This window comes from Micromonospora humi, assembly GCF_900090105.1.
Classification (GTDB): domain Bacteria; phylum Actinomycetota; class Actinomycetes; order Mycobacteriales; family Micromonosporaceae; genus Micromonospora; species Micromonospora humi.
Genome location: NZ_FMDM01000009.1, coordinates 44,728 through 58,435, shown reverse-complemented (window position 1 = coordinate 58,435; position 13,708 = coordinate 44,728). Strand labels below are relative to the sequence as shown.

12 protein-coding genes are annotated in these 13,708 nt (G+C 71.1%); 8 read left to right on the top strand and 4 right to left on the bottom strand.

The genetic code is table 11. The features are described 5' to 3' along the window. The first annotated feature begins 205 nt into the window (after nt 1-205). Complete coding sequence (locus GA0070213_RS18080) at nt 206-931, top strand: methyltransferase domain-containing protein (RefSeq protein WP_091065471.1); 726 nt, start codon at nt 206-208, stop codon at nt 929-931. 100 nt (nt 932-1,031) lie between these two features. Here GA0070213_RS18080 and GA0070213_RS18075 read toward each other — a convergent pair whose 3' ends face one another. Then, the gene (locus tag GA0070213_RS18075) at nt 1,032-2,039 is read right to left on the bottom strand and encodes a LacI family DNA-binding transcriptional regulator (RefSeq protein WP_091065468.1); all 1,008 of its coding nucleotides are present in this window, start codon (nt 2,037-2,039) and stop codon (nt 1,032-1,034) included. 152 nt (nt 2,040-2,191) lie between these two features. Here GA0070213_RS18075 and arfA point away from each other — a divergent pair, with 152 nt between their 5' ends. From arfA to GA0070213_RS18050, 5 genes are read left to right on the top strand one after another with little or no spacing between them, the layout of a single operon-like run. Next, entirely contained in the window at nt 2,192-3,703 is a 1,512-nt protein-coding gene (gene arfA / locus GA0070213_RS18070; protein ID WP_091065463.1) for an arabinosylfuranosidase ArfA, read from the top strand. Between the two features lie 38 nt (nt 3,704-3,741). Further along, nucleotides 3,742-5,076, top strand: coding sequence for an ABC transporter substrate-binding protein (locus GA0070213_RS18065; RefSeq protein WP_091065460.1), 1,335 nt, complete (start codon nt 3,742-3,744; stop codon nt 5,074-5,076). 6 nt (nt 5,077-5,082) lie between these two features. Further along, nucleotides 5,083-6,045: a carbohydrate ABC transporter permease gene (locus tag GA0070213_RS18060; protein ID WP_091065456.1), complete on the top strand. Its 963-nt coding sequence runs from the start codon at nt 5,083-5,085 to the stop codon at nt 6,043-6,045. A 10-nt stretch (nt 6,046-6,055) separates the two neighbouring features. After that, a complete protein-coding gene (locus GA0070213_RS18055; protein ID WP_091065452.1) occupies nt 6,056-6,880 on the top strand; it encodes a carbohydrate ABC transporter permease in 825 nt (274 codons plus the stop codon). Further along, entirely contained in the window at nt 6,877-7,884 is a 1,008-nt protein-coding gene (locus tag GA0070213_RS18050; protein WP_091065448.1) for a glycoside hydrolase family 43 protein, read from the top strand. Before GA0070213_RS18055 ends, GA0070213_RS18050 begins: the two co-directional genes overlap by 4 nt. Before the next feature lie 93 nt (nt 7,885-7,977). Here the strand turns inward: GA0070213_RS18050 and GA0070213_RS18045 are convergent, their stop codons facing one another. After that, nucleotides 7,978-9,474, bottom strand: a complete 1,497-nt coding sequence (locus tag GA0070213_RS18045) for an APC family permease (protein ID WP_091065443.1) — start codon at nt 9,472-9,474, stop codon at nt 7,978-7,980. Nucleotides 9,475-9,721: 247 nt separating this feature from the next. Between GA0070213_RS18045 and GA0070213_RS18040 the strand changes: the two genes are divergently transcribed. After that, nucleotides 9,722-11,380, top strand: coding sequence for a glycoside hydrolase family 10-like protein (locus GA0070213_RS18040; RefSeq protein ID WP_091065439.1), 1,659 nt, complete (start codon nt 9,722-9,724; stop codon nt 11,378-11,380). Between the two features lie 50 nt (nt 11,381-11,430). Here the strand turns inward: GA0070213_RS18040 and GA0070213_RS18035 are convergent, their stop codons facing one another. Continuing rightward, complete coding sequence (locus GA0070213_RS18035; protein ID WP_175441393.1) at nt 11,431-12,117, bottom strand: class I SAM-dependent methyltransferase; 687 nt, start codon at nt 12,115-12,117, stop codon at nt 11,431-11,433. A gap of 164 nt (nt 12,118-12,281) precedes the next feature. Further along, nucleotides 12,282-12,929, bottom strand: coding sequence for a PadR family transcriptional regulator (locus tag GA0070213_RS18030; RefSeq protein WP_091065435.1), 648 nt, complete (start codon nt 12,927-12,929; stop codon nt 12,282-12,284). Nucleotides 12,930-13,124: 195 nt separating this feature from the next. On the opposite strand from GA0070213_RS18030, the gene GA0070213_RS18025 reads away from it, so the two are divergent. Continuing rightward, on the top strand, nt 13,125-13,667 hold the full coding sequence (locus GA0070213_RS18025) for a phospholipase (RefSeq protein WP_091065432.1): 543 nt from the start codon (nt 13,125-13,127) through the stop codon (nt 13,665-13,667). The last annotated feature ends 41 nt before the right edge of the window (nt 13,668-13,708 follow it).

Below are 13,708 nucleotides of genomic sequence, written 5' to 3'. Positions count from 1 at the left end.
CAGGGGCATTTTTATGCCTCTGAGGCATGACGCTCTGGAGTGGCGCCTCTTGGGGGCGGCGACACGCCCGGGGGCCACCGGTCCAGGCGGGCGCGACGCGAGGGCGGGCGCGACGCGAGGGCGGGCGCGACGCGAGGGCGCGGGGCAGGGTGGGCCGGGCGTGTATCGGGGCGGAATGGGGGTAACGCGCGGCCGGAGGTGGCGCATGGTGGCGATGGGGCAGGCCGCGCTCTCGGGTGAGCGGCTCCGGCAGGCCGACGGTTTCCTCGCCGAGGCGTGGGCCGATCTGGCGCGGCACGACGAGCGGCTGCGCGGCACGACCGTGGAGGTGCGCTTCGACCGGGGCGTGGCCCACCTGACCGGGGAGGTCGCCGACCCGGCCGAGCTGCGGCTGGTGCGGGAGCTGATCGGCCGGTTGGACGGGGTGCTCGGGGTGTGGTGCCGGGTCGGGGTGGCCGGCCGGCCACCGGTGGTGGTGGACCTGGGCTGCGGGGCGACCAAGCAGTGGCCGGGCAACCTGGGGCTGGACATCTATCCGGCGCCGGGGGTGGACGCGGTCGCCAACCTCTCCGGTTCGCTGCCGCTGCGGGACGACTCGGTGGACGTGTTCTTCGCCGTGCACATCGTCGAGCACCTGATCGACTTTCTGCCGCTGTTCGACGAGTGCCACCGGGTGTTGCGGCCGGGCGGGGTGCTGCACGTGATGAGTCCCTGGTGGCGGCACGTCAACGCGGTGGCCGACCCGACCCACGTCCGCCTGCTCGACGTACAGACCTTCAAGGGCATCTGCGGTCAACGCCCACCGGGCGCCCCGCGCTGGTATCCGCTGCACGTGGGCTGCGACGGCGCGTCCATCTTCGCCGACCTCACCCCGCTCCCCGCCGACGCCCCCGCCCCACCCCCGTCCCACCTGGCCCGCTTCTTCGACTGACCCGCCGCCCACCTCGCTGATCTTGCACTTTGTGCCCCTCAGGCGAGGCATTCGCCCCGAATGCCGGGGCACCAACTGCAAGATCGCGGAGGAGGAGGGGTCAGGGGCGGGGGGCGGATTCGCGGAGGGAGAGGCGGTACGGGGCGACCAGTTCGCGAGGTGGGGCGTCGCGGTCGGCGGTGAGGCGGCCCGCCAGCAACTCGACCGCCAAGCGGGCGATGCGCTCCTTGTCGGGGGCGACCGTGCTCAGGGTGGGGATCGAGAAGCGGCCGTCCTCGATGTCGTCGAAGCCGGCGACCGCGACGTCATCCGGCACGCGCAGGCCGGCCTCGTGCAGGGCACGCAGCGCGCCCAGGGCAAGCGTGTCGTTGAAACAGAAGACGGCGTCGGGGCGTACCCCGGAGGTGAGCAGGTGCCGCATGGCGGCCGCGCCGTCCGCGCGGTGCCAGGCCGACGCGGGCGCCACCAGGCTGTCGTCGTACCCGATGCCGGCCTCGGCCAGCGCGGCGGCGTAGCCCTCCAGGCGGAGCCGGGCGCTGGCGCCCTCGGGGGTGCGCTGCGAGCCGATGGCGGCGATCCGGCGGCGGCCGAGCCCGACCAGGTGGGCGGTGATCTCCCGGGCGGCGGCCACGTTGTCGATCATGACGTGGTCGGCGGGGCCGTGGTCGACCCGCTCGCCGAGCAGCACCATGGGCAGGCCGTCGAGGCCGGCGAGGTCGTCGGCGGTGAGCGCCAGCGGGCTGAGGATCAGGCCGTCGATCATGTGGTCGCCGATCCCGCTGGCGGCCTTGCGTTCCTGCTCCGGGCCGCCGCTGGTCTGGTCGATCAGCACCGTCCAGCCGTGTTCGGCGGCGGCGGCGACGACGTGGCGGGCCAGCTCGGCGAAGTAGGGGATGTCGAGTTCGGGGACGGCCAGCGCGATCACGCCGGTGCGTCCCTTGCGCAGGTTGCGGGCCGAAAGGTTGGGCCGGTAGTGCAGTTCGGCGATGGCCTCCTCGACCCGGGCCCGGGTGTCGGCGCGCACGTGCTGGTAGCCGTTGACGACGTTCGAGACGGTCTTCACCGACACGCCGGCCCGCTCCGCCACGTCCTTGAGCCTGTGCCGCACTGAACTTCCTCCCGCCGAGCACTCCGGGGCGCACTCTACCGCGTCACGACGTCGTAACGACCTCTTTACAGCACGGGTTACAACGTTGTAGAAACCAGGGACACGGTGATCGTGGTCACCGTTGAAGCGGCCCCGAGGGAAAGGTGGCATCCGTGCCGAACGCGCAGCTCACGGTCGACCCGGCGTTCCGGGTCGGCGAGGCCGACCGGCGGATCTTCGGCTCCTTCGTCGAGCACATGGGGCGATGCGTCTACGGCGGGATCTACGAACCCGGGCACCCCAACGCCGACCCGCGTGGCTTCCGCCGCGACGTGCTGGACCTGACCCGCGAGATGGGTGTCTCGGTGGTCCGCTACCCCGGCGGCAACTTCGTCTCCGGCTACCGCTGGGAGGACGGCGTCGGCCCGGTCGGCGACCGGCCCCGTCGGCTCGACCTGGCCTGGAAGACGATCGAGACCAACGCGTTCGGGCTGGACGAGTTCATGACCTGGGCCGCCGAGGCCGGCGTCGAGCCGATGATGGCGGTCAACCTCGGCACGCGCGGCATGCCCGAGGCCTGCGACCTGCTGGAGTACGCCAACCACCCGGGCGGCACCCGCCTCTCCGACCTGCGTCGCGAGCACGGCGCGAAGGAGCCCTACGGCGTGCGGCTGTGGTGCCTCGGCAACGAGATGGACGGGCCGTGGCAGGTCGGGCACAAGACCGCCGACGAGTACGGCCGGCTGGCCGCCGAGACCGCCCGCGCCATGAAGATGATCGACCCCTCGATCAGCCTGGTCGCCTGCGGCAGCTCCAACCGGGGCATGCCCACGTTCGCCGGGTGGGAGGCGACCGTGCTGGAGCACACCTACGAGCACGTCGACTACATCTCCGCCCACACCTACTACGACCCCTCCGACGGCGACCGGGCCAGCATCCTGGCCTCCGCGGTCGACATGGACGCCTTCATCACCGAGGTGACCGCCACCGCCGATCACGTGGGCGCCAAGCTGCGGCAGAAGCGCAAGCTGAAGGTCTCCTTCGACGAGTGGAACGTCTGGTACCAGTCCCGCCTCCAGGCCGACCTGGACCGGCGCGGCTGGGTCGAGGCGCCGGCGCTGATCGAGGACGACTACACCGCCGACGACGCGGTGGTGGTCGGCGACCTGCTGATCACCCTGCTGCGGCACGCCGACCGGGTCGGGGTGGCCTGCCAGGCGCAGCTCGCCAACGTGATCGCCCCGATCCGCACCCGCAACGGCGGTCCCGCCTGGCGGCAGAGCATCTTCCACCCGTTCGCCCTCACCGCCCGCCACGCGCGCGGCACCGTGCTGCGCACCGAGCCGGTCGGCCCGACGTACCCGACCAAGCGGTACGGCGACGTGCCGGTGCTGGATACCGTCGCCGTGCACGACGAGGAGACCGGCGGCCTCGCCGTCTTCGCGGTCAACCGGGGCCCCGACGACCTCCCGCTCGAGGTGGACCTGCGCGGCCTGCCCGGGCTGCGCGGCGAGGCGCACACCACCATCGCGGCCGGCGCCGACCCGGCCGCCATCAACACCGAGGCCGACCCCGAGCGGGTCACGCCCCGGGAGCTCACCACCCCCACCCTCGACGGCGGCCGCTGCACCGTGGCGCTCCCCGCCACCTCCTGGAACCTGCTGCGTTTCGTGCCTCAGCCGTGACCAGGCAATACTCCAATTCCGTCCCCCAAGGAGTTCGCATGATCCAGAACGAGATGAGCCGGCGACGCCTGCTCGGCCTCGGTGTCGGCCTCGGCGCGGCGGCCTCGATGACCCTGGCCGGGTGCGGTGGCGGCAGCAGCAGCCCCGACAAGGCCGGCTCGGCCGGCAACGGCGGCAAGGACTACACCGGCCCGAAGGTCGACCTGAAGCTGTGGAACGGCTTCACCGGCGGCGACGGCGACATCTTCAAGACGCTGGTGCAGCAGTTCAACAGCGAGCACCAGAACATCGCGGTCAGCGTGGTGACCTACCAGTGGGAGGACTACTACAGCAAGCTCCCCGGCGCGGTCTCCAGCGGCAACGGCCCGGACATCGCGGTCATGCACATGGACCAGCTCGCCACGTTCGCCGCCCGCGGCACGATCAGCGAGCTGGACGACGTGGCCAAGAACCTGGAACTCAGCGAGGGCGACTTCGCCCCCACGGTGTGGAAGGGCGGCCTGTACAACGAGAAGCGGTACGGCATCCCGCTGGACATGCACCCGCTGGGCTTCTACTACAACAAGGCCGTCATGCAGAAGGCCGGCCTGGACCCGAACAAGCCGCCGGCGACGAAGGACGAGTACACCGCCGCCCTGACCGAGCTGAAGAAGTCGGGCGTGCAGGGCTTCTGGGTCAGCCCGTTCCAGTTCACCGGCGGCATGACCTACTACAGCCTGCTGCACCAGTGGGGCGGGAAGCTCTTCGACGACGAGGTGGCGAAGGCAACCTTCAACTCCGACCCGGCGGTCGAGGCGTGCACCTGGCTGGTCGACCTGATCAAGCAGGGCCACTCGCCGGCCAACGTCGGCCAGGACGCCGACTACCTGGCGTTCAAGAGCGGCAAGAACGCCTTCAACTGGAACGGCATCTGGCAGATCAACGACCTGAAGAAGAGCGCGAACGTGGAGTGGGGCGTGGCCCCGCTGCCCCAGATCGGTAGCCAGCAGGCCGCCTGGGCGAACTCGCACAACTTCACCATCGTCAAGCAGCGCTCCGCCAACGAGAACAAGGTCTCCGGCGCGAAGGTCTTCATCAACTGGCTGAGCCAGCACTCGCTGGACTGGGCCAAGGGCGGCCAGGTGCCGGCCCGCAAGGCGGTCCGCGAGGGCGCCGACTTCAAGGCGCTCACCGAGGTCAACGCGCTCGCCCCGGAGCTGGAGTACGCGGCGTTCCCGCCGGCCACCCCGGGTCTCGGCGAGGTCATCCTGACGTTCTACAACGCCTTCAACGAGGCCGCGCTGAACAAGAAGTCGCCGAAGCAGGCGCTGGACGACGGCGTGGCCAAGGCGAACAAGCAGCTCGAGGACAACCGCAAGAAGTACGGGAACTGATCCGTCGTGGCGGACGTGATCGAGGCCGGGGCGGCGCGTGACAGCGCGCCGCCCCCGGCGGGGCCCACCCGTCGCCGGCGCGCGACGGAACGCGGCAACCGGGCGACGCCGTACCTCTTCCTCGCGCCGTACCTGATCCTGTTCGGCGTCTTCGGGCTGGCGCCGATCCTGTTCGGGGTCTGGATCAGCCTGCACCAGTGGGACCTGCAACTGCCCAACCGACCGTTCATCGGGTTCGACAACTACCAGGACCTGTTCTCCAGCGACTCGGCCATCTACGGCGACTGGTGGTCCAGCGTCCGGGCGACAGGCATCTTCACGCTGTTCTCGGTGCCGCTGCTGGTGGTCGTCCCGCTGGGGTTGGCGTTGCTGCTCAACCGTTCGTTCCCCGGCCGCACGTTCTTCCGGGCCGCGTTCTTCGCCCCGTACGTGCTGGGCGTGGCGGTGATCGGCCTGCTCTGGCGGTTCCTGCTGGACGCCAACCTGGGTCTGGTCAACCGGCTGCTCGGCGCGGTCGGCCTCCCCTCGGACACGCCGTGGGTCACCGACGTACCGTGGGCCTGGGTCTCCCTGGTCGGCGTGACCGTGTGGTGGACCTGCGGCTTCAACGCGGTGATCTACCTGGCCGGCCTCCAGGACATCCCGGCCGAGCTGTACGAGGCGGCGAAGGTCGACGGGGCCGGCGGGTGGGACCGGTTCCGCCACGTCACGATCCCCGGCCTGCGCCCGGTCATGCTCTTCGTCTTCACCACCACGATCCTCGCCTCGGCGAACGTCTTCGGGCAGGCCTTCCTGATCACCCAGGGCGCGCCGGGCGAGCAGACCCGGACCGTGGTGTGGCGGATCGTCGACGAGGGCCTGCGCGACTACGACGCCGGTCGGGCCGCCGCGATGAGCGTGTTCTTCGCGCTGATGCTGGCCGTGGTGAGCATCGTCAACTTCCGGCTGTTCCGCTACCGGGAAGACTGAGGGGCCGACCATGTCGAAAGTCCGTCCGGTGCTGCGCTACGGCGTACTGCTCCTGATCACCGCGATCTTCGTGACCCCGCTGGTGTGGATGCTGCTGACGTCGGTGAAGACCTACGACGCCGCGCAACAGGTGCCGCCGAGCTGGTTGCCGAACCCGTTCTCCACCTACGGCTACGACCAGATCCTGAACAGCACCGCCAACCCGGTGCTGCGGTGGTTCCTCAACAGCATGCTGGCGGCCACCCTGCACACGCTGCTGGTGCTGGTCACCGCGTCGATGGCCGCGTACGCCCTGGCCCGGATGCGGTTCCGCGGCCGCACGGTGCTGTTCGCGCTGATCGTGGGCACGCTCTTCCTGCCGCCCACCTCGCTGATCATCCCGAACTTCATCATCGCCGAGCGGATCAACTGGATCGACACGCTGACCGTGGTGATCGTGCCGGGCGCGGCGAGCGCGTTCGGGGTGTTCTTCCTGCGCCAGTTCTTCCTCTCCATCCCGGCGGAGCTGGAGGAGGCCGCGGTGTTGGACGGGGCGAACCAGTGGCAGATCTTCCGCCAGGTGCTGCTGCCGCTGTCCAAGCCGGCCCTGGCCACGCTGGCGGTGCTGTCGTTCCTGACCAACTGGAACGACTTCCTCTGGCCGGTGTACGTGCTGTTCAGCCCGGAGCGGCTGACCCTGCCGGCGGGCCTGGGCCTGCTCCAGGGCGCGTACGTCACCGACTATCCGGTGATCATGGCGGGGGCGATGCTGGCCAGCGTGCCGGTGCTGATCCTGTTCGTGTTCGCCCAGCGCCACGTCATCCAGGGCGTCTCCCGCAGCGGCCTGAAGGGATGACCGGCCGACGGTCCCGGCGCGGCGCGGCGGCCCTGGCCGCCGCGCTGCTCACCGCCGGTTGCGGCGGCGGGCCCACCACCGAATCGAGTACGCCGAAGGACGCGAACGTGTTCACCAACCCGGTCGTCCGGACCGACGCCCCCGACCCCCAGGCGATCCGGGTGGGCGACACCTGGTACCTGTTCCACACCAACGCCGGCGGCCGGAACGTCCCGGTGCTCACCTCGCCCGACCTGGTCGAGTGGACGCCGGCCGGTGACGCGCTGCCGGAGCTGCCGGACTGGGCGGACGCCGGCAAGACGTGGGCGCCGGAGGCGATCCAGCTCGCCCCGGACCGGTTCGTCCTCTACTACACGGTGGCCGACCGGGCCTCCGGCCGGCAGTGCCTGGGCCGGGCGGTGGCGAGCACGCCGTTGGGCCCGTACGCGGACGACTCCGACAAGCCGCTGGTCTGCCAGCCCGACCTGGGCGGCTCGATCGACGCCAGCCCGTTCCGGGACACCGACGGCAGCCTGTGGCTGCTCTGGAAGAACGACGGCAACGCGATCGGGGTGGACACCTGGCTCTGGTCGCAGCGCCTCTCGCCGGACGGGCTGACGCTGACCGGCCCGGCGACGAAGCTGCTCAAGCAGACCGAGCCGTGGGAGGGGACCCTGATCGAGGGGCCGTTCTTCCACCGGCACGACGGGAAGCTGTTCCTGTTCTTCGCCGCGAACGCCTACGACAAGGACACCTACGCCGAGGGCTACGCGGTCTGCGAGGGCCCGACCGGGCCGTGCGTGAAGGCGCCGGAGAACCCGATCCTGAAGAGCAACGACGTGGCCACCGGGCCGGGCCACGCCTCGATCGTCGAGCAGGACGGCCGCACCTGGCTGCTCTACCACGCCTGGCCGCCGGGGCAGGAGGGCACCACCGACCCGGGCCGCCAGGTGTGGCTGAACGAGCTGGTCTGGACCGACGGCGCCCCGTCCGTCCGCGGCCCGCTCCGCGAGGTCCAGCGGTAAGGCGGGGGCCCCGCTTAACGTTTCCGGTATAGGAAGGGGCCCCGCTTAACACCTGAGTGTTAAGCGGGGCCCCCGCCTATCATCTGGCCGGGGTCAGGGGGTGGGGGCGGGCTCGGGGGTGTCCTCGGCGTGCTCGCGGCGGGCCAGCCGGTTCTTGCGGTGCCCGTAGCCGAAGTAGATGATCGCGCCGAGCGCCATCCAGATCAGGAACCGCACCCAGGTCTCCACCGACAGGTTGAGGCTGAGGTAGAGGCAGGCCACCGCGGTGACGATCGGCAGCACCGGCGAGAACGGCACCTTGAACGGCCGCTCCAGGTCGGGGCGCCGCTTGCGCAGGATCGGCACCGCGATCGCGACCAGCATGAACGCGCAGAGCGCGCCGATGCTCACCAGGTCGGCCAGCGCGGACAGCGGCAGGAAGCCGGCGAGCAGCGCGACCGCCACCGTCATGATCGCGGCGATCCGGTAGGGCGTGCCCCAGCGCGGGTGCACCTTGGCGATGGACGGGGGGATGAGCCCGTCCCGGGCGATGGCGAAGCCGATCCGGCCCATCGCCACCAGGTCGACCAGGATCACGCTGGTCAGGCCGGCGACGGCCGCGATGGAGACGAGTGTCGCGGCCCAGCCGGCGCCGACCGCACGGAACGCGGACGCGATCGGCGCGCCCTCGTCGATCTCGGTGTACTTGACCATGCCGACCACGACCAGCGAGACGCCGATGTAGAGCACGGTGGAGATGACGAGCGTGCCGAGCAGGCCCAGCGGCAGGTCGCGCTTGGGCTTGCGGGTCTCCTCGCCCAGGTTCGCCACGGCCTCGAACCCGGTGTACGCGAAGAACACCACCGCGGCGGCGGTGAGCACCCCGACGAAGCCGAAGACGGAGGGCTCCAGGCCGAACAGCGCCTGGGTGACCGGCTGCTTGATGCCGTCGTCGCCGGCGCCGGCCGGCTCGCTGGACGGGATGAACGGGGTGAGGTTGGCCGCCTTCACGAAGAACAGCCCGGCGATGACCACGAAGGCACAGATCGCCACCTTCACCAGCACCAGCACGTTGGTGACCCGGGCGGACTCGCGGATGCCGACGATGGCGACCACGCCGAGCAGCAGCACGATGCCGATCGCGCCGAGGTTGACGATGCTGCCCTCCTCGGCGAACCAGGCGCTGGGCAGGCCGAACAGGTCGGCGAGGTAGCCGGACCAACCCCGGGCCACCACCGCCGCGCCGAGCGCGAACTCCAGCAGCAGGTCCCAGCCGATGATCCAGGCGACGATCTCACCCATGGTGGCGTACGCGTAGGTGTAGGCGCTGCCGGCGGTCGGCACGCTGGAGGCCAGCTCGGCGTAGCAGAGCGCGGCGAGCAGGGCGACCACGCCGGCGATGCCGAAGGAGATCACCACGCCGGGGCCGGCGCTGTTCTTGGCCTCGACGCCGGTCAGCGTGAAGATCCCGGTGCCGATCACGATCCCGATGCCGAAGCCCATCAGGTCGACCGGGCCGAGCCGGCGCCGAAGCCCCGGCTTGCCGTCGTCGCCGTCGGCGTCGCCCTGGGCGAGCACGTCCTTGATCGGCTTGGTCCGCAGGACTGACATGGATCACCTCCCCCAACGGTGTGACCACCGCGTTGGCGGTCCGTGGTCGGCCAAGCTACCCAGCCCCACCCCCACCCAACCCTGTACGGCGGGTGTCGGAATGGTCACGATGCGGGGTGTGGTCCGGGGGTCTTGCGCGGGATCGGGATTGATGAAAGTTTTCTACCGGTGCCATAATCATCGCGGCGAATCTTGCCGCGTCGCGCCACCGCCCGTCCCCCCGGACCCGACGAAGGGACCGCACCGCATGAAGGCAACTCCGCTCAGGGCCGCCACGCTGGCCGTGGCGCTGCTCGGCGCGCTGGTGGCCGGCGTTCCGGCGCAGGCCGCACCGAACGAGACGACAACCACCAACTCCACCGACTGCGTGACGAACCCGGCCACCCCCAAGCGGCAGTTCCGGGCCATGTGGATCGCCTCGGTGACGAACATCGACTGGCCCAGCAAGGACTCCTGGACCGCGCCGGACCAGGTCGCCAAGCAGAAGGCGGAGTACCTGGGCTGGCTCGACCTCGCCCAGAAGCTCAACCACAACGCCGTCGTGGTGCAGGTCCGCCCCACCGCCGACGCGTTCTGGCCCTCGCCGTACGAGCCGTGGTCGGAGTACCTGACCGGCGTGCGCGGCAAGAACCCCGGCTGGGACCCGCTGGCCTTCCTGGTCGCCGAGTCGCACCGGCGGAACCTGGAGTTCCACGCCTGGTTCAACCCGTACCGCGTCTCCATGCCGGCCCCCGGCGGCGCCGGCGCCGACCTGTCGCAGCTCGCGCCGGACAGCCCGGCCCGGGCGCACCCGGACTGGGTCTTCGCCTACCCGCCGGCCGGCGTCGCCGGCAGCCGGCTCTACTACAACCCCGGCATCCCGGCGGTCCGCGAGTTCGTCCAGACCGCGATGATGGACGCGGTCAAGCGGTACGACGTCGACGGCGTGCACTTCGACGACTACTTCTACCCGTACCCGAGCGGCACCTACCAGGTGCCCGACGACGCCACCTTCGCCGAGTACAACCGCGGCTTCACGGACAAGGCCGACTGGCGGCGGGACAACATCAACCTGCTGATGCAGGAGATGAACGCCAAGATCAAGGCGGCCAAGCCGTGGGTGAAGTTCGGGGCCAGCCCGTTCGGGATCTGGCGCAACGCCTCGGCCGACCCGAACGGCTCGGACACCACCGGCTCGCAGTCGTACGACATCATCTCCGCCGACACCCGTAAGTGGATCAAGGAGGAGTGGATCGACTACGTGGTGCCGCAGCTCTACTGGTACATCGGCCAGTACCCGGCCGCCGACTACGCGCGGCTCGTGCCGTGGTGGGCGGAGCAGGTGCGCGGCACGAACGTCCAGCTCTACATCGGCCAGGCCGACTACAAGAGCGGCGACCCGGCGTACGGGTCGTTCTGGATGAACCCGCAGGAGCTGTCGAACCACCTGACGTTGAACCGGTCGTACCCGGAGGTGCGCGGCAACGTGCACTTCTCGGCGGTGCAGGTACGGGCGAACCGGCTCGGCGCCACCGACATCTACGCGGCCGAGCACTACTCACGGCCGGCGCTGGTGCCGACCATGACGCACCTGCCGCACAAGCCGCTGCTCTTCCCGGTGGTCACCAAGGCCCAGCGGGAGGCGGACGGGGTGCGGCTGAGCTGGCGGCAGCCCGCCGACGGCAAGGGCCCGCTCGGCACCGCCACCTCGTACGCGATCTACCGGTTCGACGGCCTCGGCCTGGCCGGTCGCTGCGACTTCGCCGACGCGTCCCACCTGGTCGGCACCGTGCGGGCCACCGACGGCGCCACCCGGTCCTGGGTGGACACCACGGCGGTCGCCGGCAACCGTTACACCTACTACGTGACCGCGCTGGACCGCCTGGCGAACGAGAGCCCGGCGAGCCCGCCGCGCTTCGTCCGCTGACCGGTGACGCCCGGGGCTCCCGCCGTGGAGCCCCGGGCGTTCCCCGGCGATCAGCCGACCCGGGTCAGCCGGACCTCCAGGCCGATCCCCCCGTCCCGGTCCACCTCGGCGCCGCCGAACGCGCTCGCCCCGGCGAGCCGGGCGAAGGTGTCGGCGGTGACCGCCCGCCGGCGCAGCATCCGCAACGCCGAGCGGGTCCAGAGGGCGTCCAGCCGGCCCAGCCCCATCCCGGCCACCTCCCGCGCGATGTCCGCCGCCGAGATGTCGGACCGCAGGTCGTGGATCACCGCCCGGCCGCCCGGCCGCAGCACCCGGTGCATCTCGTCGAGCGCCCGCACCGGACGGACGAAATTCTTGAATGCCGCCTGGCAGACCACCAGGTCGAAAGTGTTCGCCGGGAACGGCAGGTCGTGGACGTCGCCCTGGCGGAAGTCCACCGCCACGCCCGCCCGCCGGGCGGCCTCGCCGGCCAGCGCCACGAACGTCCGGCTGACGTCCAACCCGGTGATCCGGTACGCCCCGAGCCGGGCCAGCTCGATCGCTAGGTAACCGGGGCCGGGCGCGACCTCCAGCACCCCCGCCCCGTCGGGCAGCCCCGCGGCCAGCCGCGCGGCCTGCCGGCGGTACTCCGCCAACTGCTCCGCCGAGCCACGGTTGCGGGCGTACCAGCGGGCGGTCGCCCCCTCCATCTCGGGCACCATCTTGCGCCTGGGCGCGCGCAGGTCCTTCGTACCCATCTCTCTCCTCCGTCTCGATTCGTGCGGACACGAACCGACCCGGGGACGGACGCCCGGTTATCGTTGCGGTTGCCACCTTGCGGCCGGGTTGCCGTCCCCGCGGTATCGGTTCGCAGGTCAGGGCCCCGGCGGCGGTGTTACCGCACCCCGCCGGGGTCCGTGGGTCAGTGCTCCTCGGTCCCCCTCTCCGCCGGTTCCGCCCACTCGGGCGGCATGGCGCCGGTCTCGTGCCAGGCCCGCCAGGCGGCCAGCCCGGGCAACGCGCCGGTGGTCAACTCGTCGAGCAGCCCGCGCACCCAGGTCGCCTCGGCCTCCCGGACGGTCAGGTCGTACTCGGCCTCGACGAGGAAGAGCCGGGGCACCTCGCGGGCGTGCCGGGCCAGCGCCGCCCGCTGCGCGTCGAGCTGCTCGGTCAGCCGGTCGAGGCGCCGCCGCAGCAGCTCGGTCGCCTCGGCCGGGTGGAGCGCGCCGAGCACGGACAGGCCGGCCTCGAAGCGGGGGTGTTCCCGCTCCGGCACGGCGACCAGCTCCCGGGTCCAGTCCACGAGCTCGGCCCGGCCGGCGTCGGTGATCCGGTAGACGGTCCGCTCCGGACGTCGCCCCTGCCGCCCGCTCGCCACGGCGGCGAGCAGGCCGTGCCGTTCCAGGTTCGCCACCACCGTGTAGAGCGAGCCCCACTTGATCGGCATGTCCTGGTCCTTGCCGCGCTCGCGGAGCACGGCGGCGATCTCGTACGGGTGACGCGGGCGCTCGACGAGCACGGAGAGCACGGCGAGCGCCAGCAGGTTGCCGACCCGGCGTCGCTTGGCCACGACCGAACTCCTCGCTGCCGATTACTCGTAGACGAGCATAGAAGGTTCGCTCCCCGAGGCCATTCGTCTGTTTGGGCGAATGTCAACAAGTGTCCGCCCGAGGCATCCCCCGACGTCGCCGCATTGATCGACAATCTTCGAAATCCGGAGATCCCGGAGCGCTCGATCCGACGCCGACCACGCGGAGGTCCCCCCGTGTCCCGACGCCTCGCCACCACCCTCGCCACCGGCCTGATCGCCCTGCTCACTGCGCTCGGCCTGGCCGCACCGGCCGCCGCCGCGGTGAGCACCGCCCAGAAACTGTCGGTGCTGTCCAGTTGGACCCAGACCAGCGCCAGCAGCTACAACGCCTGGAACAGCGCCCGGCTGAACAAGACGCCCTGGGCCGAGTACGGCTTCGACTGGTCCACCGACTACTGCTCGTCCAGCCCGGACAACCCGCTCGGCTTCTCGTTCAACCTCTCCTGCTACCGGCACGACTTCGGCTACCGCAACCACAAGGCCATGGGCATCTTCCCGGCCAACAAGTCCCGACTGGACAGCGCGTTCTACGAGGACCTGAAGCGGGTCTGCGCCACCTACAACGCGGTCGTCCGGCCCGCCTGCTACAGCCTCGCCTGGACCTACTACCAGGCGGTGAGCGTGTTCGGATCGGTCGCCGCGGTCAAGCAGGCCGACATCGACCGCGCCGCGCGGATGAAGGCCGACGCCGAGCGTCGCGCCGCGGCCCGGAGCTGACCGGGCCGCCCGGGGAGCCCGACCGCCGGGCTCCCCGGCAC